We start from the raw sequence: 19,262 nt of genomic DNA, 5'->3' as shown, positions 1-19,262 counted from the left end.
CCGCTACCGCCTTTGCGACAGTGGGTTCGGCGATTTGCGGTCGAGCCTGAGCCAGAACATCCAGGATACAACAGCACAGGCGCCCAGGCAGGGAATAACGGTCGCCATCGCATGGACCGGATCGCCCATCAGCGTCATGATCACGCCACCGACAAGGCCTGTCCCCATCTGCATGAACCCCAGCAGCGCCGATGCCGCGCCCGCATTGCGCCCGAACGGTTGCATGGCAGCCGTGGACGCCGCCGGTGTGATCATGGCGAGGCCGAATGTGAACACCCCCATCGGCCCCATCACCAGCAGCACGCTCGGCTCGTAGAGCCTAAGCAGTATCAGCATCAGCAGGGACGCCAGGCCGGTAAGGCCGAGACCGACCGGTACGAGGCGGAATGCGCCGAAGTGCGGCATCAGAAATCGGAGGGCTACCGAACCGGCGAGATACGAACCGGACTGGATCAGCATGACGAGACCGAAGGTTCCCGCGGTGAGGCCGACCTGCTGAATCAGGATAAACGGCATCACCGTCGCGACCGAGTACAGCACGCCGCTGGTTGTGGCGTTGGTAATGCTCGCCGTGATGAAATGCTTGTTGCCGAGCAGTTGCCTGTAGGTAGCGACCAGGGCGCGCGGCTGGATGCGCGAAATATCCCGTTGCACAGTTTCCTTCATGACGAGGATGGCCATCGTCACGATGGTCAGTCCCGCGCCCGCCATAACGATGAAGACCGCATGCCAGCCGAAGAACTCCATCGTCAGGCCGCCGATGATCGGCGCTGTTGCCGGGGCGATGCCGAGGATCATGCCGATGATGTTGAGAATGCGCGCGGATTGCTCGTTGGCGAACAGATCTCGGACAATGGCGCGTGACATGGCGACCCCGACCGCTGCGCCGATGCCCTGCAGAAAGCGTGCGGCGATCAGCGTCTCGATGGTTTCGGCAAACACAGCCATGATGCTGGCCGCGGCATAGATCAGCATGAAGGCGATGGTTACCGGCCTGCGCCCGAGCCCGTCCGAAAGCGGTCCGCAGACAAGCTGGGCAACGGCGAAGCCGGCAAAGAACAGAGATAGCGACAGGCGCACCGCAGCATCGCTAGTGCCGAAATACTGAACGATCTCCGGCATGGCCGGCGTGTAGAGCGACATCGAGAAAGGACCCACCGCGACAAGCAGCGCGCCGAGCAAAGCGACGCGACGCTCCGACATCACCGGGGCTGGTGCGGCCGCTGCCTCGGGGGCAACCTCGGGCGGGCGCATGTTCATGCCGCATCCTCCCGTGCCTGGGCCTGCGCGCTTTCGCGAATACCCGTCAAGGTGGACCGGACATGCCGCAGCGTGCCTAAAAAGGTTTCCCATTCAGCCGGCGAGAGGCCTAGTGCCGCGTCCTCGCGAACGGTTGCAGCGATCGGCCCGACGCGCTCGATCACGTCCTCGCCCGCCGCCGTCAGAACCACGAGCTTGGCCCGCCTGTCGGAGGGGTCGGGCCTGCGTTCGATGAAACCTTTCGCCTCGAGCCTGTCGAGCGTGGTCGAGCACGTCATGGCTTCGACGCCCAGTCGCTCGGCCAGCACGTTCTGGCGCACCGGACCGGCACGTTTGATGTGGATCAGCGCACGGCCTTCGCCAGTCGTAAAACCAAGGCCGGCCTCCTCGATGCGGCGGTCCATCTCAAGTCGGGTCAGCCGCGCGACGTCGTTGACGAGAAATCCAAAACTATCGGGGTCGATATGAAATTTCATTTTGATCACATTCGCTGATAATAAGTATTACTTAGTATCTCGACGTCGTCAGGTCAACGCTGTTGCGCCAAGCCCGCCGGGCGCTTACATCGGCTGGACCGATCACATTGCCGCCGGGAATCTTCATGTCCGTCTCCTCCGCCCCTGATCTCTCCACCCATCCGCTGACACATTGGACCGGTCCTCTCGGCCTGCCCGACTTCACCAGGATCCGGGACCAGGATTTTTCGCCGGTGTTCGATGCCGCGCTGGCCGCGCACGAGGCCGACATATCGGCGATTGCCGACAATCCCGAGCCCGCCACCATTGCCAATACGCTCGAAGCGCTGGAGCTTTGCGGCGAGCCGCTGGATCATGTGTCTTCGATCTTCTGGTGCCGCGCCGGCGCGCATACCAACGATGCGATCCAGAAGATCGAGCGTGAGATTTCGCCGAAGATGTCGCGGCATTTCTCCGCCATTTCGATGAATCCCAAGCTGTTTGCGCGCATTCACGATCTCTACCAGCGCCGCGAGACGCTAGATCTCGACGCCGAGACGCTGCGGGTTCTGGAAAAGAGCTGGAAAGGTTTCGTGAAATCCGGCGCGAAGCTCGATGCCGACGGCAAGAAGCGGCTGGCTTCGATCAATGAAGACCTGTCCAGGCTCGGCACAACCTTCGGCCAGAACGTGCTGGGCGACGAAAAAGAGTGGGTGCTGTTCCTGGACGAGGCCGATCTCACAGGCCTGCCCGACTTCCTCAAGAGCGCCATGGCGCAGGCGGCTGAATCGCGCGACCGCAAAGGGCAATACGCCGTGACCCTGTCGCGCTCGATCTATGAACCCTTCACCACCTTCTCCGACCGCCGCGACCTGCGCGAAAAGGCGTTTTACGCCTTCACCCATCGCGGCGAAAATGGCGGTGCGACCGACAACGGCAACGTCGTCGCCGACATGCTGCGGCTGCGCGCGGAAAAGGCCCAGTTGCTTGGCTATGACAGCTATGCCGCGCTGAAGCTTGACGACACCATGGCCAAGACGCCCACGGCGGTGCATACGCTGCTCGATCCGGTCTGGACCAAGGCCAAGGAGAAAGCCGCCGAGGACGAAATCGAATTGCAGCGCCTGGCACAGCAGGCGGGCAGCAACGACAAGCTCTCCGCATGGGACTGGCGCTATTACCAGGAAAAGCTGCGCGCCGAAAAATATGCCTTCGACGAGGCGGAATTGAAGCCGTATCTGCAACTCGACAAGGTGATCGAAGCCTGCTTCGACGTCGCCACCCGGCTTTTCGGAGTGAGCTTCGTCGAAAAGCCGGGCATCGCGGCCTGGCATCCCGATGTTCGCGTCTTTGCCATCCTCAATCCCGACGGCAGCGAGCGCGGCACCTTCCTTGCCGACTATTTCAACCGCCCTTCCAAGCGCTCGGGCGCATGGATGAGCGCGCTGAAATCCGGCTACAAGCTCGGCCGGGGCTCCAAGCCGATCATCTACAACATCATGAACTTCGCCAAGCCGGCCGAAGGCGAGCCGGCACTTCTGTCGCTGGACGAGGCCAAAACCTTGTTCCACGAATTCGGCCATGCCCTGCATGGCATGCTGACCGAAGTGACCTGGCCCTCCTTGTCGGGCACATCCGTCAGCCGCGATTTCGTCGAACTGCCCTCGCAACTCTACGAGCACTGGCTGACCGTGCCGGAAGTGCTGGAAAAGCACGCGCTGCATTACGAGACCGGCGAACCGATGCCGCAGGAGCTGATGGACAAGATGGTGGCCACACGCACCTTCGGCGCCGGCTTCGCAACCGTCGAATTCACCGCCTCGGCGCTGATGGACATGGCCTATCACGCCCGGCCGGATGCGCCGGAAAGCCCGCTGGCCTTCGAACGCGAAACCCTGGAAAGCCTCGGCATGCCGGACACCATCGTCATGCGCCACCGCACGCCGCATTTCTCGCATGTCTTCGCCGGAGACGGCTATTCGGCGGGCTACTATTCCTACATGTGGTCGGAGGTGCTCGACGCCGATGCGTTCTCAGCCTTCATCGAGACCGGCGATCCGTTCAATGCCGAGATGGCGGCCAAGCTGCAGAAATACATCTATGCGTCCGGCGGCTCCGCCGATCCGGAAACGCTCTACACCGCCTTCCGTGGCAAGATGCCGTCGCCGGAAGCGATGATGGCCAAGCGCGGCCTGGTCTGAAAGCGGACGATGGAGCTTCCCGCAGCCTTGAGAGCGGCAGTGGATGCGGCGCTCGAAGGCGTGTCGCTCACTGATCTGCAGCGCGCCGCAAGCACGCTGTCGCAGCGCTACCGCGCCGAGACACGGGACGGGCGGCTGCACATCTCCGATGCGCTCTATGCCCGCGCCTATCTTGCGACGCGCCTGCCGGCGACCTTCGCAGCGGTCCGCGCCAGCCTGGAAAGTGTCGCCGAACGGCTGCCGGACTTTGCGCCTGAAACGTTTCTCGACGCGGGCGCCGGACCCGGCACGGCGTTCTGGGCCGCGTCCGATTGCTGGCCAGACCTTGCCGAGGCCACGCTTCTGGAAGCAAGCCCCGCCATCCGCGCAGTCGGGTCTGACCTGGCCAAGGCCTCGCCGCTCAAGGCCTCATGGCGCAGTGCCGACCTCGTGAAGGACCAACTGCCCGCCGGTCGCTTCGATCTCGTCACCCTGGCCTATGTGCTCGACGAGCTCGCGCCGGAGCGGCGCGCAAGGCTGATCGAAAGCCTGTGGCAGGCGACCGGGGGCGTGCTCGTCGTCATCGAACCGGGCACGCCTGCGGGCTGGAAACGCATTCTCGACGTCCGCGATACCCTGCTGGCGCAGGGCGGACATGTCGTGGCGCCGTGCCCGCACCGCGCGCCCTGTCCGCTGGTCGAACCCGACTGGTGCCATTTTTCACGCCGCGTGGCGCGCTCGCGGATTCACCGCCTGACCAAGCAGGGCGAGGTGCCGTGGGAAGACGAGAAATACAGTTTCGTCGCCTTTTCGCGCCAGCCTGTTCCGGTCCCACCCGAAGCTCGCGTGCTGGCGCCGCCGCGCGGAAGCGGCGGATTGGTCGAGCTCAAGCTCTGCCTGCCGTCCGGACAAGCCGAGGAACGCCGCTTCAGCCGCCGCGAAGGCGCGCTTTTCAAGCGGGCAAAACGGGCAGACTGGGGCGATGCACTCGATCTGGAGACGCCCTGACCGTGCGGAAAACGCACGATCCGCGTCGCCGCCCCTTTCGCATTTGCGAAAAAACCTGTAAGAGCCCGCCCAAATGAAACGCGGCGCGCCGATCGGTTGTGCCAGCAACCTTTCCGGATCCAAGTATGAATCTCCGCAATATCGCGATCATCGCGCACGTTGACCATGGCAAGACGACCCTGGTCGACCAGCTCCTCCGCCAGTCGGGCTCGTTCCGCGAGAACCAGCGCGTCGCCGAGCGCGCCATGGACTCCAACGATCTGGAAAAGGAACGCGGCATCACCATCCTGGCCAAGGCCACCTCGGTCGAGTGGAAGGATTGGCGCATCAACATCGTCGACACCCCCGGCCACGCCGATTTCGGCGGTGAGGTCGAGCGCATCCTGTCGATGGTGGATTCCGCCATCGTTCTCGTCGATGCCGCCGAAGGCCCGATGCCGCAGACCAAGTTCGTCGTCGGCAAGGCGCTCAAGGTCGGCCTCCGCCCGATCGTCGTCATCAACAAGATCGATCGGCCCGACGCCCGCCATGTCGAAGTCGTCAACGAAGTGTTCGACCTGTTCGCAGCGCTCGATGCGACCGACGAGCAGCTCGACTTCCCGATCCTCTACGGTTCGGGACGCGACGGCTGGGTCTCGGAAAACCCGGAAGGTCCGAAGGATGAGGGCCTCGCGCCGCTGTTCGACCTGATCGTCAAGCATGTCCCGGCGCCGACCGTTCACCCCGGCCCGTTCCGCATGATCGGCACGCTTCTGGAAGCCAATCCGTTCCTCGGCCGCATCATCACCGGACGCATCGAGTCCGGCACGCTGAAGTCGAACCAGCCGATCAAGGTTCTCAACAATGACGGCGTGCTGGTCGAAACCGGCCGCGTCTCCAAGATTCTGGCCTTCCGTGGCCTTGAGCGGCAGCCCATCGAGGAAGCGCAGGCAGGCGACATCATCGCCATTGCCGGCCTGTCCAAGGGCACCGTCGCCGACACCTTCTGCGACCCGGCCGTGACGGAATCGCTGCATGCGCAGCCGATCGATCCGCCGACCGTGACCATGTCCTTCATCGTCAACGACTCGCCGCTCGCCGGCACCGAGGGCGACAAGGTCACCAGCCGCGTCATCCGCGACCGCCTGCTGCGCGAGGCCGAAGGCAATGTCGCGTTGAAGATCGAGGAATCGACCGAGAAGGATTCGTTCTTCGTGTCGGGCCGCGGCGAGCTTCAGCTGGCCGTTCTGATCGAGACAATGCGTCGCGAGGGCTTTGAGCTTGCCGTTTCGCGTCCGCGCGTCGTCATGCAGAAAAGCGAAAGCGGCGAATTGCTCGAGCCGGTCGAAGAAGTCGTCATCGACGTCGATGAGGAACATGCCGGCGTCGTCGTGCAGAAGATGAGCGAGCGCAAGGCCGAAATGGTCGAGCTGCGACCCTCCGGCGGCAACCGCCAGCGTCTTGTGTTCCACGCGCCGACGCGCGGCCTGATCGGCTACCAGTCGGAGTTGCTGACCGATACGCGCGGCACGGCCGTGATGAACCGCCTATTCCACTCCTACCAGCCATACAAGGGCGAACTGCCCGGCCGCACCAACGGCGTCCTGATCTCCAACGAGCAGGGCGAGTCGGTCGCCTACGCCATGTGGAACCTCGAGGATCGCGGCCCGATGGTCATCGATCCCGGCGTCAAGGTCTATCAGGGCATGATCATCGGCATCCACAGCCGCGACAACGACCTGGAAGTCAACGTGCTCAAGGGCAAGAAGCTGACCAACATCCGCGCCGCCGGCAAGGACGAAGCCGTCAAGCTGACACCGCCAATCCGTATGACGCTGGAGCGTGCCTTGGCCTGGATCCAGGACGACGAACTGGTCGAGGTGACGCCGAAGACCATCCGCCTGCGCAAGCTCTACCTCGACCCGAACGAGCGCAAGCGTTTCGAGAAGTCCAAGACCGCCGGCGCTGCGTAAGCGGCTCGGTTCTGAATGCGAGAGAGAGGGCGTTTACGACCCTCTCTCATCTCATCGCAGACTTCAGCGCCTGCCGTCCTCGATCAACTCCTTGATCGAGATTCCTCCAAGGCTTTGACCTTTTGCGCGTTCCAAAAGCCGTTTTCCGGCAGCACGGGCTCTCGCCTTCCGATCGATTTCCTCTACGAGAGCAACAAGTCGCGCCATCGGCTTGCCATGCCGCGTGATGACGATGTCTTCACCCATCTCGATCAACTCAAGCAGGCTTCCCGGCGTCTTCCTCGCTTCAAGCGCTCCGACAGTTCGCATTGATTTCTCCTTCGGGTAAGCTGGCTCGCGCTATGCAAAGGGTAGCTGCTGCTGAAAGAAGCTTTTTTGGCATCCGCGTCAAACCTTTGTCGCCAAAGCGGTCTCATCTGTTACGATTGCAAAAGCATCGCGACGGGAGTGAACCGCATCATGGCAGTCCAGAAGGCCGCAAAAGCCCGAGCCAAGTCATCCGCCTCCACCAAAGCAGCCGATTCGTCTCATAGCCTGACCGACATTCTCTTGGCGCGCGCGCCGGAGGAAGACGTTGCAGCTTACGAACCGACGATGCTGGAACGCGCCACCGACCTCGCCCGCAAGGCGGTCGACAGGCACCTCAAAGGCTCTTCGATCATCGATGTCGTCACCGATGGCGAGGTGATGCGATATGGACGGCCGGTGACGGTGGTCACCGTGGTCAACGACAACATGCCCTTCCTGTTCGACTCTATCCTGGCCGAGATCACGGATGCCGGCGGCGAGCCGCTTCTCGTCACCCACCCCGTTATTGCGGTTCGTCACGGCAGCAAGGGCGTGGACAAGATCATCGGCGAGACAGCACCCTTGAAGGATGCCGCCGCGGACCGGCTGAGCGTCATCCATGTCCACATCGTCCAGCGGAGCGAAGCAGAGGCCGAAGCGCTCAAGGCCCGGCTCGACAAGGTGCTGGTGCAGGTGCGTGCTGCGGTCGAGGATTGGAAGCCGATGCTGGCCCGGCTCGACCGCGCCATCTCCGAATTCCGTTACGCACCCGTCCCGCTGGACAAAACAGCGGTTTCGGAAGCCATCGCCTTTCTCGAATGGCTGCGCGACGACAACTTCACCTTCCTCGGAATGCGCGAATTCGTCTATACGGGCGGCGAAAAGAGCGGCACGCTGGAGCGCTCCGACAAGCCCGGCCTCGGCGTCCTGTCCGACCCGACCGTCCCGGTGCTGCGGCGAGACGCGGATGTCGCGCCTACCACGCCCGAGGTGCGCGCCTTCCTGCATGGGCCAGATCCGCTGATCGTCACCAAGGCCAATTCCAAGTCGGTCGTTCACCGCCGCGCCTATCTCGATTATGTCGGCGTCAAGACTTATGACGACAAAGGCAAGCTTGCCGGCGAATTGCGCATCGTGGGCCTGTTCACCTCGACGGCCTACACCCGCTCGGTGCTGAAAATCCCCTATCTCAGGTCAAAGGTCGAAGGCGTCATTGCCAAATCCGGCTTCGATCCCGCCGACCACTCCGGCAAGGCGCTGATCAACGTTCTCGAATCCTATCCGCGCGACGAGCTGTTCCAGGTTTCGGCGCCGGTCCTGCGCAAGCACGCCGAAGCGATCCTCGGCCTTGTGGAGCGACCGCGCGTCCGCGTGCTGTTCCGCGTCGACCAGTTCGACCGTTTCGTCTCCGTGCTCGTCTTCGTGCCGCGAGACCGCTACGACAGCGGCGTGCGCGAGCGCATCGGCGCCTATCTCGCAAATGCCTTCGCCGGTCATCTGTCCGCCTACTACCCTGCCTTTCCGGAAGGCGGTCTGACGCGGGTTCACTTCATCATCGGCCGCTCCGGTGGCAAGACGCCGAAGATCGACACCGCCACGCTCGAAAACGCGGTGCGCGCAATCGTCCGGACCTGGGACGACGACTTGCGCGAAGCAGCCCTCGCGAGCGGCGCCGACCCCGCCTGCGCCGCCCTTGCGACGCGTTTTCCCGAAAGCTACCGCAACAGCTTCCCCGCCGAGGCAGCACTTGTCGACGCGGAACGGATATCCGGCATCGGTCCCGACAGTCCGATCATTGCCGACTATTATCGCGACAAGGGCCAGTCTGACTCGCAGGCCTCGCTGAAAATCTACCATTTCGAAACGCCGCTGGCTCTGTCACGCCGCGTGCCGCTGCTGGAAAATATGGGTTTCCGCGTCATCAGCGAGCGGACCTTCGAGATTGCCGGCAAGGGCGGCAAGCCGATTTTCATCCACGACATGGAATTGGAAAACGTCTTTGGCGCACCCATCGATCTCTCCGACGAGGGCGAACTGTTCGAAGAAGTCTTCCTGTCGGTCTGGCGCGGCGATGCCGACAATGACGGCTACAACGCGCTGGCGCAGACCGCCGGACTGAACGCGAACGAGATTTTGATTCTCCGCTGCTATGGCCGCTACCTGCAGCAGGCCGGTATTCCGCAGAGCCAGGATTTCATCGCAGCAGCGCTCAACCGCTACCCCGAAATTGCCCGCGGCCTGCATGCGCTGTTCGTTGCCCGGCTCGATCCCGCGCAAGGGACTGAGGGACTGGTCACCGCAAAGCATCTCAAGGCCAAGATCAAGGATGCGCTGGACGGCGTTCCCAGCATCGACGACGACACCATCATCCGGCGCTACATCAACCTGATCGATGCTTCCCTGCGCACCAATCATTTCGTCGACGGCAAGGCGGCGCGCGGCCAGTCGCTCGCCATAAAGCTCGACCCCCGCATCATCGACGGTCTGCCGGAGCCGAAACCCTGGCGCGAGATCTTCGTCTACGGACCGCAGGTCGAAGGCCTGCATCTGCGCTTCGGGCCGGTTGCGCGCGGCGGTCTGCGCTGGTCGGACCGCGCCCAGGACTACCGCACCGAGGTGCTGGGTCTGGTCAAGGCGCAGCAGGTCAAGAACGCCGTCATCGTGCCCGTGGGCGCCAAGGGCGGCTTCTTCCCCAAGCGTTTGCCTGCCGGCGGCAGCCGCGATGCTGTCTTCGAGGCGGGCAAATCAGCCTATGTCAATTTCATCTCCAGCCTCCTGTCGGTGACCGACAATATCGAGGGTGACGCCGTGGTGCCGCCCAAGGGCGTGCTGCGACGCGATGGCGACGACCCCTATTTCGTCGTTGCTGCCGACAAGGGCACGGCGACCTTCTCCGACACCGCCAACGGCATCAGTCAGGCGCATGACTTCTGGCTGGACGACGCCTTCGCCTCCGGCGGTTCGGCAGGCTACGACCACAAGAAGATGGGCATCACCGCGCGCGGCGGCTGGGAAGCCGTCAAGCGCCATTTCCGCGAGATGAACCGCGACATCCAGTCCGAGCCGTTCACCGTCGTCGGCGTCGGCGACATGTCCGGCGACGTCTTCGGCAACGGCATGCTGCTTTCCACGCAAACCCGCCTGATCGCAGCCTTCGATCACCGCGATATCTTCATCGACCCCAACCCCGATGTCGCCATATCCTTTGCCGAGCGGCAGCGCGTGTTCGACTTGCCGCGTTCGAGCTGGCAGGATTACGACACGTCGAAGCTCTCCGAGGGCGGCGCCATCGTCTCGCGGGCGCAGAAATCCGTCACCTTGTCGGAGGCGGCGGCATCGGCGATCGGCCTTGGCAAGACCACAGCCTCGCCGACCGAGATCATGACCGCCATTCTCAAGGCGCGTGTCGATCTTCTCTGGTTCGGCGGTATCGGCACCTACATCCGCGCTACCGGCGAGACCAATCAGGAGGTCGGCGACAAGGCCAACGACACGCTCCGTATCACGGCGGCGCAGGTCGGCGCCAAGGTGATCGGCGAAGGCGCCAATCTCGGCGTCACCCAGCGCGCCCGCATCGAGTTCTGCCTGCGCGGCGGGTGCTGCAACTCCGACGCCATCGACAACTCTGCCGGCGTCAACTCCTCCGACGTCGAGGTCAACATCAAGATCGCGCTCGCTTCGGCGATGCGGTCGGGCAAGCTGACACGCGCAGCTCGCAACAAGCTGCTGGCCGAGATGACCGACGAAGTGGCCGGGTTGGTGCTTGCCAACAACTACCAGCAGACGTTGGCCCTGTCGGTGGCGAGCCGGCGCGGCCTGGCGGACATGCCGCATCAGGAACGCTTCATGGCCGCGCTTGAAGCGCGCAAGCTGCTCGACCGCGCGGTTGAGACGCTGCCGTCGCCATTGGCCATGGCCGAGCGCCAGAAACGCGGCGAGCCGCTGACCCGCGCCGAGCTCGGCGTTCTGCTGGCCTATGCCAAGATCGTGCTGTTCACCGACCTCCTGAAAACCGATGTGCCGGATGAACCGCACTTCCACCGCGACCTGATGAACTATTTTCCCAATCGCATGGACAAGAAATACGCGGCCGAAATCGACAGCCACAGGCTGCGGCGAGAGATCATCGCGCGTGTCGTCATCAACGATCTGGTCAATCGCGGCGGGCCGTCCTTCGTGCATCGCCTGCAGGAGGCGACAGGTCGGTCCGTAGCGGATGTGGTGCGTGCGTTTACTGTGGTGCGCGACGGGTTCGCACTGCCTGAACTGTTTGCCGGGATCGATGCTCTAGACACCAAGATCGACGGCCAGCGTCAGCTCGATCTCTACCAGGTCGTGAGCCGGCTGATCTTCGCTGCGACTGGCTGGTTCCTGCGCAACGATGCCTCGGATGCGCCGCTCAGCGAACGCATCAAAGCCCTCCGCGATGCGCGCGCGGCACTCGAACCCAAACTTGAAGGCCTGCTTCCCGATTTCGGCGCAACGCGTCTCGCTGCTCGAAAAGCGGAGTTCGTCGCCTTCGGCGTGCCGGACAAGCTCGCCGGCCGGCTGATGCTGGCCGAGATCGGCGAAATCGTACCAGACATCGCACTGGTCGCGCGCACGGCCGGCGTCGATACGCTGGAAGCCGCCAAGGCGTTCTTCTCCACCACGGAGGCGTTCCGCATCGGCCGCATCGAAGAAGCCGTCCGCTCCATCTCCCCGGCTGACTATTACGATGGGCTGGCGCTGGCGCGCGCCGCCGATACGGTGGCCACCGCACGGCGCGGCATTGCGGTCGCGGCACTTTCCGGCTACGGGCAGGAAGGCGACCCGGTTGTGGCATGGCTGGCTGCTGGCGGCGCTCGCATTCACAGCACGCGCGAGCGGCTGCAGGCGCTGACGGAGGGCGGAGACCTTACGGTTTCGCGCCTGTCGGTCGCGGCAGGGCTGATGAGCGATCTGACAGGACTGTAGACGGCGCGCGGCGCGGAAATGGATCCCCGATGAACGAAGGCCGTGTCGAGCCTGTAGCGCGCAGGGGCATCTGGGGCTGGATGCTGTTCGACTGGGCAGCCCAACCCTTCTTCACCGTCATCACCACCTTCATTTTCGGGCCCTATTTCGTATCCCGCATGGCGAGTGACCCGGCGGAGGGCCAGGCTGCATGGGGCTATGGCATTGCGGTCGGAGGCCTGTTCATCGCCGTCCTGTCGCCGATCCTCGGCTCCATCGCCGATCAGACCGGCCGGCGCAAACCGTGGATCGGCTTCTTCGCCGTCATCCAGATCGTCAGCCTCAGCCTGCTCTGGTATGCCGCGCCGGGTTCGCCGCTGATTCCAGTCGTTCTGCTGTTCGCGCTGGCGTCGATTGCCGCCGAATTCTCCATCGTCTTCAACGATTCCATGATGCCGCGGCTGGTCTCCAAGGCGAATATCGGGCGCATTTCCAACATCGCCTGGGGTTTGGGCTATCTCGGCGGCATGATTGCGCTGATCTTCGTGGTCGCTTTCCTGGCCGGCTCGCCGGAAACCGGAAAGACCATCATCGGTATCGATCCGCTCTGGGGATTAGACCCGCTCAAGGGCGAGGATGCGCGCGCCACCGGGCCTTTGTCGGCGCTATGGTATCTGGTGTTCGTGCTGCCGATGTTCCTGTTCACGCCCGATGCCGCGAAGGGCCTTGCGATCGGCCCTGCGATCCGAGCCGGGCTTTCAGAACTCAAATCGACGCTGGGCGAGGTTCGGCTCCGGCCGGGCATCTTCCGCTTCATGATTTCGCGCATGATCTATCAGGACGGGGTGAACGCCCTGCTCGCGCTGGGTGGGGCGTTTGCCGCCGCCATGTTCGCCTGGTCGATCACCGAGATCGGCCTGTTCGGCATCATCCTCAATGTCGTGGCTGTGGTCGGTTGTCTCGTCGCCAGCCGGCTGGATACCCTATTCGGCTCCAAAGCGGTGGTGGTGGGCTCGCTGGTTCTGCTGACGATTGCGACCATAGGCATTGTTTCGACCGGCGCGGGCTACACCTTGTTCGGTCTTTGGCAAATGCCGGGCGCCGACAGCGGCGGCCTGTTCGGAACGCCTGCCGAAAAAGCCTATATCGCATTCGGCCTGCTCGTCGGCATCGCTTTCGGCCCGGTTCAGGCCTCGTCGCGATCCTATATGGCGCGCAGTGTCACGATTTCGGAGGCCGGCCGTTATTTCGGCATCTATGCCCTGACCGGTCGGGCGACGAGCTTCCTGGCGCCGTTTCTGGTGGCGACAGTAACGGCGATATCAGGGTCGCCGCGCCTTGGCATGGCCGTGATCGCAGCCTTTCTCGTGGGCGGGCTGATGATCCTGATCCGGACGCCCTATCCCGCAGGGCGCCCGGTCGACTGACCATTCAGGCGATACGCCTCTACGATTTCTGTTTGAAGGCGTCGGAGACACCAGACCGCTCGGGGTCCTTCAGGTTCTCGCCGGCCGCATCGCGATCCTCATCGGGATTGTCCTTGGCAGGAAGATAGCCGCGCGGGCGGGTCTCTTCCGGGCCTTCCCATCTCGGCCGTTGATCGGTGGTTCCTGGCGCCCCTTCATAGGCGTCCTTCGAATGCTCGGCTAAGGCGGGCGCAGCCCCTGCGACTTTCTCGGCAGAGCTGGCGGACGGCTGCTGGCCATCTGAATGGCGGGTCTTTTCGTCGACATCGTTTGTCGGCTCGGTCAACCCGAACTGGTCATTCGGCCTCTTGTTCGTGGCCGCATCCTGGCTGAACTCCGGATGCATATCCTCCGGACGGGCGGGCTTAGGCGCGCGGGCGCCGCTTTCGTAGTCGGTTTTATCAGTCATGGCTTCCTCCTGGCTGTGAGGAGAAAACACGCAAGGGCGAGAAACGATCCGGGCGGGACAGGCTTTCTTTGCCTTGCTCGAGTCAAAAAAACGCCGGGGCAAAAACCCCGGCGCTCTCTATCATCGATGCGCTGTCCGATCAGGCGGCGAGGTCGCGCAGCACGTACTGCAGGATTCCGCCGTTCTTGTAGTAGTCGAGTTCGTCGACCGTATCGATGCGGCAGAGGATCGGCACGTTCTTTACCGTGCCGTCGCCCATGGTCACCTTGGCCACCATCGTCTGGCGCGGGCGGATAGTCTCGATGCCGTCGATCTCGACGATCTCGTCGCCCTTCAGGCCCAGCGAGGCCCAGGAGGTGCCATTCTCGAACACGAACGGGATGATGCCCATGCCGACCAGGTTCGAGCGGTGGATGCGCTCGAAGGACTGGGCGATGACCGCCTTGACGCCAAGCAGGTTGGTGCCCTTGGCAGCCCAGTCGCGCGACGAGCCGTTGCCGTACTCGATGCCGGCGAAGATCACCAGCGGCACGCCTTCCTTGCGGTACTCCATGGCAGCGTCATAGATCGACATCTCTTCCTTCGAAGGATAGTGGATCGTGTAGCCGCCCTCCCTGCCGTTCTCGCCCAGCATGTGGTTGCGGATGCGGATGTTGGCGAAGGTGCCGCGCATCATCACTTCATGGTTGCCGCGACGCGTGCCGTACTGGTTGAAATCGGCAACGCCGACGCCGTTCTCGGTAAGGTACTTGCCGGCAGGCGACGCCGCCTTGATCGAACCGGCCGGAGAAATGTGGTCGGTGGTGATCTTGTCGCCGAACAGGCCGAGCACGCGCGCGCCCTTGATGTCGCCGATCGCGCCGAAGGTCTTCTGCATGCCGACGAAGTAAGGCGGGTTCTGCACATAGGTCGACTTGTCGTCCCAGGTGTAGGTCTGGCCTTCCGGCGCCTGCACCTTCTGCCAGTTCTCGTCGCCCTTGAAGACATCCGCATATTTGCGAGCGAACAGTTCGCGCGTGACGTTTTCGGCGATGAACCTGTCGATCTCCTGGCTGGTCGGCCAGATGTCCTTGAGGAACACCGGGTTGCCGTCCCTGTCCTCGCCCAGCGGCTCGGTGGTCAGGTCCTTGGTGACCGAACCGGCAAGCGCGTAGGCGACGACCAGCGGCGGCGACGCCAGATAGTTGGCCTGAACGTCGGGCGACACGCGGCCTTCGAAGTTGCGGTTGCCGGACAGGACGGCGGCCGCGATCAGGCCCTTGTCGTTGATGGTCTTGGAGATCGGTGCCGGCAACGGGCCGGAATTGCCGATGCAGGTGGTGCAGCCGAAGCCGACGAGGTTGAAGCCGATCTGGTCGAGTTCCTTCTGCAGGCCGGCCTTTTCCAGATATTCGGCAACAACTTGGCTGCCGGGGGCGAGCGAGGTCTTCACCCACGGCTTCTGCTTGAGGCCGAGGCGATTGGCATTGCGGGCGAGCAGGCCCGCGCCGATCAGCACCGACGGGTTGGAGGTGTTGGTGCAGGAGGTGATGGCAGCGATGGCGACGTCGCCATGGCCGAGATCGAAGCTCTCGCCCTCGACCGCATAGCGCTTGGCGGTGTCGACGGTCTTCTTGTATTCCTTCTCCAGCGCGGTCGCAAAACCGGAGGCGATGCCTTCCAGCGCGATGCGGCCTTCAGGACGCTTCGGACCGGCCATTGAGGGGACCACTTCCGACATGTCGAGTTCGAGCAGGTCGGTGAACACCGGGTCGGCGGATTCGGCGGTGCGCCACATGCCCTGCGCCTTGGAATATTCCTCGACCAGCGCGATGCGGTCTTCGGCGCGACCGGACATGTTGAGGTAGCGGATGGTCTCGGCATCGACGGGGAAGAAGCCGCAGGTGGCGCCATATTCCGGCGCCATGTTGCCGATGGTGGCGCGATCGGCCAGCGTCATGTTGGACAGGCCGGGGCCGAAGAACTCGACGAACTTGCCGACGACGCCCTTCTTGCGCAGCATCTGGGTCACGGTCAGCACCAGGTCGGTGGCGGTGACGCCTTCCTTGAGCTTGCCGGTAAGGCGGAAGCCGATGACCTCGGGCAACAGCATGGAGACCGGCTGGCCGAGCATCGCGGCCTCCGCCTCGATGCCGCCGACGCCCCAGCCCAGAACGCCCAGGCCGTTGATCATGGTGGTGTGGGAATCGGTGCCGACGCAGGTATCGGGATAGGCGACGGTTTCGCCGGTCTCGTCATTGGTCCAGACGACCTGGCCGAGATATTCGAGATTGACCTGGTGGCAGATGCCGGTGCCGGGCGGCACGACGCGGAAGTTGCGGAATGCCTGCTGGCCCCATTTCAGGAACTTGTAGCGCTCTTCGTTGCGCTCATATTCGAGCTCGACATTGCGGGCGAAAGCCAGCGGAGTACCGAATTCGTCGACGATGACGGAGTGGTCGATGACGAGGTCGACAGGAACCAGCGGGTTGATCTTCTCGGGGTCGCCGCCGAGCGCCTTGATGCCGTCGCGCATGGCCGCGAGATCGACGACGGCGGGCACGCCGGTGAAGTCCTGCATCAGCACGCGGGCGGGACGGTAGGCGATTTCAACGCCGGCGGTGCCCTTGTCGACCAGCCAGTTGGCGACGGCCTGGATCGACTCCTTGGTAACGGAGCGACCGTCTTCGTTGCGCAGCAGGTTCTCGAGCAGAACCTTCATCGAATAAGGAAGCTGGGAAGCGCCGGTCAGGCCGTTCTTTTCGGCCTCCAACAGGTTGTAATATATATAATCCTTACCGCCAGCGGTCAGCGTGCGGCGGCAATTGAAACTGTCTAGTGATTTGGACACGTGCGTTCCATCCTTGTCTGTTCAGCCTGAAAGGGAACGGACTCCGATGGGCATGCAATCACGCGCAAAGGTGCGGGTACGGCCATTTCCGCTGTCCGGTCCCAAGCAACCCGAGCCGTTCAAGGCGGCGCGTGTGTTGGTTCGGCGCAATATTTTAAATGCCTTCCCCGACCGCTGGGGTTGGTAACCCGCATATAGAGAATTTCCTGGAATAGTTCTAGACGAAGAATCGGCTATTTTGTTGCGTCGCAACGGCACAGCCATGAATCGTTTCGTTGGGAGCATCATGCGACTGATTGCGGACAGACTGGGGGGCGACCGTGGCAGCGAGATCGTCTTTTCCGACATCTCCTTTTCCCTGGCCCAAGGCGACGGCCTTGTGGTGACCGGCGCCAACGGTTCGGGCAAGTCGACGCTTCTGCGCGTGATGGCCGGCCTGTTGCCTGTGGCGCGCGGGTCGATTCGTCTGGAGGATGGCGGCGAGTTCGAGGACGTCGCCGCCGCCTGCCACTATCTCGGCCACGAGAACGGTATGAAGACAGCGCTGACGGTGACGGAGAACCTGCTGTTCTGGCAGGATTTTCTCGGCGCACCGCGCCTTGCGCCGGATGAGGCACTGGAAGCGGTCGGCCTGGACGGCATCGGCCACCTGCCCTTCGGTTATCTCTCGACCGGTCAGCGGCGGCGGTCGTCGATTGCCCGGCTTCTGGTCAGTCATCGCCCGATCTGGCTGCTCGACGAACCGACGGCGGGCTTGGACAAAGCCTCGGAGCGACGGCTTGCCGGACTGATGACCGCGCATCTGGCCGAGGGCGGTATCCTGGTCGCCGCGACGCATCTGCCATTGGGGGTGGAGGGGATGCAGGCGCTGGAGATGGAGGTGCTTTGAGATGATGTGTAGCGTCTTCCGATCACCCCCCTCTGGCCTGCCGGCATGCTAGCGCTCTACCTCCGCGACCTGAAGCTTGGCATCCGCGCCGGCGGCGGGGCGCTGACGGGCGTGCTGTTCTTCCTCGCCGTCATCGTCACCATTCCGTTCGGCGTCGGCCCCGACCTCAACCTTCTGGCGCGCATCGGCCCTGCGATCCTGTGGATCGGCGCGCTGTTGGCCTGCCTGCTCGGGCTCGACCGGCTGTTTCAGGCCGAACGCGAGGACGGTTCGCTCGATCTGCTCATCATGGCCGACGAGCGTCACATGCTGGCGCTGTCGATCTTCGTCAAATGCCTGGCGCACTGGACCGCAAGCGTGCTGCCCCTGGTGGTGGCCGCACCCTTGCTTGGCCTGTTCATGAATATGGAGCCGGCCGGCATCGGCGCCTCCACACTGACCTTGCTGGTGGGCACGCCGGCCATCGTCTTCGTCGGCGCGGCGGGTGCTGCCGTAGCGGTAGCGTTGCCGCGCGGCGGGCTTCTGGTCTCAGTGCTCGTCCTGCCGATCGTCATTCCGGTGCTGATCTTCGGCGTTTCGGCAAGTTACGGTGCTGTGGCGGAGCCCGACCCGTTCCTGCAACCCTTCCTGATGCTGTCGGCGCTCAGCCTGTTCCTTGCCATTCTGGGGCCGGTCGCGGCCGCTGTCGCACTGCGCTTCGGGGCGGACTGAACACGTTTGCTTGAGGCTCTGCCTGCGGCACGCGGCGCAATTGCACAGCCGCCACCTGAGGGCTATTGGGAAGACATGAAGGTCGAACCGACGATATTTGCGACGAGGAGCCATAGCGAATGACGGCGCATGCGCTCTACGTCACGGCTGCCTATGCCATATCGGCCATTGCCGTTGCCGGGCTGATCGGCTGGATCCTGATGGACCAGCGCGGACGACGGCGGGAAATCGCCGAGCTTCAGGCGGCGGGTCTGCGGCGGCGGTCGGACCGCGAGACACTATGACCGATCAAACCCAGCAACCGACCTCGGCGCGGCGCGGCCCAAGGCTGATCGTGCTCCTGCCCTTGCTGGTGTTCACGGCCCTGGCCGGCGTCTTCCTGATGCAGCTTTTGTCGGGACGCGATATCGCCGCCGTGCCATCCGCCCTGATCGGCCAGGCTGCCCCGGTCACCTCCCTGCCCCCGCTCGAGGGCATGCAATTGCCCGGCCTCGAATCCAGGGACCTTGCCGGCAAGGTGACGCTGGTCAATGTCTGGGCTTCGTGGTGCGCGCCATGCCGCGAGGAGCATCCGGTGCTTCTGGCTCTGTCGCAGGACAAGCGCTTTTCCATCGCCGGCCTGAACTACAAGGACAAGCCGGAGAATGCACGGCGCTTCCTCGGCGATCTCGGCAACCCGTTTTCAGCCATAGGCGTCGACCAGAATGGCCGCACCGCCATCGACTGGGGCGTCTATGGCGTTCCGGAAACCTTCCTCATCGGCAAGGACGGCAAGATCCTGTTCAAGCATGTCGGCCCGCTGTCGCCGCAGGCGGCGGCAACCACCATCATGCCGGAAATCGAAAAGGCGCTCGCCGCCTCGCCATAAAAGACCGGCTG

General features: G+C 63.5%; 13 protein-coding genes and 1 pseudogene. 9 read left to right on the top strand and 5 right to left on the bottom strand.

Annotation, left to right across the window (positions count from 1 at the left end; translation table 11 throughout):
• Nucleotides 1–3: 3 nt before the first annotated feature.
• Both ICI42_RS04925 and ICI42_RS04920 read right to left on the bottom strand, forming a co-directional pair.
• Nucleotides 4–1,260 carry a multidrug effflux MFS transporter gene (locus ICI42_RS04925; RefSeq protein WP_188163376.1) on the bottom strand — a complete coding sequence of 419 codons (1,257 nt, stop codon included), beginning with the start codon at nt 1,258–1,260 and terminating at the stop codon, nt 4–6.
• The gene (locus tag ICI42_RS04920; RefSeq protein ID WP_188163375.1) at nt 1,257–1,736 is read right to left on the bottom strand and encodes a MarR family winged helix-turn-helix transcriptional regulator; all 480 of its coding nucleotides are present in this window, start codon (nt 1,734–1,736) and stop codon (nt 1,257–1,259) included. Before ICI42_RS04920 ends, ICI42_RS04925 begins: the two co-directional genes overlap by 4 nt.
• Before the next feature lie 125 nt (nt 1,737–1,861).
• On the opposite strand from ICI42_RS04920, the gene ICI42_RS04915 reads away from it, so the two are divergent.
• From ICI42_RS04915 to typA, 3 genes are all read left to right on the top strand, one after another.
• A complete protein-coding gene (locus ICI42_RS04915; RefSeq protein ID WP_188163374.1) occupies nt 1,862–3,916 on the top strand; it encodes a M3 family metallopeptidase in 2,055 nt (684 codons plus the stop codon).
• A 9-nt stretch (nt 3,917–3,925) separates the two neighbouring features.
• On the top strand, nt 3,926–4,903 hold the full coding sequence (locus ICI42_RS04910) for a small ribosomal subunit Rsm22 family protein (protein WP_188163373.1): 978 nt from the start codon (nt 3,926–3,928) through the stop codon (nt 4,901–4,903).
• Between the two features lie 125 nt (nt 4,904–5,028).
• Entirely contained in the window at nt 5,029–6,855 is a 1,827-nt protein-coding gene (typA, locus tag ICI42_RS04905) for a translational GTPase TypA (RefSeq protein WP_188163372.1), read from the top strand.
• Between the two features lie 63 nt (nt 6,856–6,918).
• Here typA and ICI42_RS04900 read toward each other — a convergent pair whose 3' ends face one another.
• Nucleotides 6,919–7,164 (bottom strand): type II toxin-antitoxin system Phd/YefM family antitoxin, encoded by a 246-nt coding sequence (locus ICI42_RS04900; protein WP_188163371.1) that lies wholly within the window; start codon nt 7,162–7,164, stop codon nt 6,919–6,921.
• 150 nt (nt 7,165–7,314) lie between these two features.
• On the opposite strand from ICI42_RS04900, the gene ICI42_RS04895 reads away from it, so the two are divergent.
• Both ICI42_RS04895 and ICI42_RS04890 read left to right on the top strand, forming a co-directional pair.
• Entirely contained in the window at nt 7,315–12,099 is a 4,785-nt protein-coding gene (locus ICI42_RS04895) for an NAD-glutamate dehydrogenase (protein WP_210316954.1), read from the top strand.
• Between the two features lie 29 nt (nt 12,100–12,128).
• Entirely contained in the window at nt 12,129–13,505 is a 1,377-nt protein-coding gene (locus ICI42_RS04890; RefSeq protein ID WP_188163370.1) for an MFS transporter, read from the top strand.
• A 19-nt stretch (nt 13,506–13,524) separates the two neighbouring features.
• Here the strand turns inward: ICI42_RS04890 and ICI42_RS24235 are convergent.
• Both ICI42_RS24235 and acnA read right to left on the bottom strand, forming a co-directional pair.
• A pseudogene (locus ICI42_RS24235) lies at nt 13,525–13,713 on the bottom strand (hypothetical protein); the annotation flags it as partial.
• 379 nt (nt 13,714–14,092) lie between these two features.
• Nucleotides 14,093–16,783 (bottom strand): aconitate hydratase AcnA, encoded by a 2,691-nt coding sequence (gene acnA, locus ICI42_RS04880; protein WP_188163369.1) that lies wholly within the window; start codon nt 16,781–16,783, stop codon nt 14,093–14,095.
• Between the two features lie 286 nt (nt 16,784–17,069).
• On the opposite strand from acnA, the gene ccmA reads away from it, so the two are divergent.
• The 4 genes from ccmA to ICI42_RS04860 all read left to right on the top strand — a co-directional run bounded on the left by ccmA (nt 17,070) and on the right by ICI42_RS04860 (nt 19,251).
• Nucleotides 17,070–17,672: a heme ABC exporter ATP-binding protein CcmA gene (ccmA, locus tag ICI42_RS04875; protein ID WP_188163368.1), complete on the top strand. Its 603-nt coding sequence runs from the start codon at nt 17,070–17,072 to the stop codon at nt 17,670–17,672.
• A gap of 45 nt (nt 17,673–17,717) precedes the next feature.
• Complete coding sequence (gene ccmB, locus ICI42_RS04870; protein ID WP_188163367.1) at nt 17,718–18,383, top strand: heme exporter protein CcmB; 666 nt, start codon at nt 17,718–17,720, stop codon at nt 18,381–18,383.
• 119 nt (nt 18,384–18,502) lie between these two features.
• Complete coding sequence (ccmD, locus tag ICI42_RS04865; RefSeq protein WP_188163366.1) at nt 18,503–18,667, top strand: heme exporter protein CcmD; 165 nt, start codon at nt 18,503–18,505, stop codon at nt 18,665–18,667.
• Nucleotides 18,664–19,251 (top strand): DsbE family thiol:disulfide interchange protein, encoded by a 588-nt coding sequence (locus ICI42_RS04860; protein WP_188163365.1) that lies wholly within the window; start codon nt 18,664–18,666, stop codon nt 19,249–19,251. The genes ccmD and ICI42_RS04860 overlap by 4 nt, the downstream gene beginning before the upstream one ends.
• The last annotated feature ends 11 nt before the right edge of the window (nt 19,252–19,262 follow it).

Origin of the sequence: Oryzicola mucosus, assembly GCF_014534685.1 — a bacterium.
GTDB classification, from domain to species: domain Bacteria; phylum Pseudomonadota; class Alphaproteobacteria; order Rhizobiales; family Rhizobiaceae; genus Oryzicola; species Oryzicola mucosus.
The sequence above is the reverse complement of the archived record's forward strand: the minus strand, read 5'-3'. Positions and strand labels throughout refer to the sequence as shown.

Coding starts and splice junctions, on each gene's coding strand:
- ICI42_RS04915 (WP_188163374.1), top strand. CDS start 1,862: ATGTCCGTCTCCTCCGCCCCTGATCTCTCCACCCATCCGCTGACACAT.
- ICI42_RS04860 (WP_188163365.1), top strand. CDS start 18,664: ATGACCGATCAAACCCAGCAACCGACCTCGGCGCGGCGCGGCCCAAGG.
- ccmD (WP_188163366.1), top strand. CDS start 18,503: ATGACGGCGCATGCGCTCTACGTCACGGCTGCCTATGCCATATCGGCC.
- ICI42_RS04900 (WP_188163371.1), bottom strand. CDS start 7,164: ATGCGAACTGTCGGAGCGCTTGAAGCGAGGAAGACGCCGGGAAGCCTG.
- typA (WP_188163372.1), top strand. CDS start 5,029: ATGAATCTCCGCAATATCGCGATCATCGCGCACGTTGACCATGGCAAG.
- ICI42_RS04920 (WP_188163375.1), bottom strand. CDS start 1,736: ATGAAATTTCATATCGACCCCGATAGTTTTGGATTTCTCGTCAACGAC.
- ICI42_RS04910 (WP_188163373.1), top strand. CDS start 3,926: ATGGAGCTTCCCGCAGCCTTGAGAGCGGCAGTGGATGCGGCGCTCGAA.
- ICI42_RS04925 (WP_188163376.1), bottom strand. CDS start 1,260: ATGAACATGCGCCCGCCCGAGGTTGCCCCCGAGGCAGCGGCCGCACCA.
- ccmB (WP_188163367.1), top strand. CDS start 17,718: ATGCTAGCGCTCTACCTCCGCGACCTGAAGCTTGGCATCCGCGCCGGC.
- ICI42_RS04895 (WP_210316954.1), top strand. CDS start 7,315: ATGGCAGTCCAGAAGGCCGCAAAAGCCCGAGCCAAGTCATCCGCCTCC.
- ICI42_RS04890 (WP_188163370.1), top strand. CDS start 12,129: ATGAACGAAGGCCGTGTCGAGCCTGTAGCGCGCAGGGGCATCTGGGGC.
- ccmA (WP_188163368.1), top strand. CDS start 17,070: ATGCGACTGATTGCGGACAGACTGGGGGGCGACCGTGGCAGCGAGATC.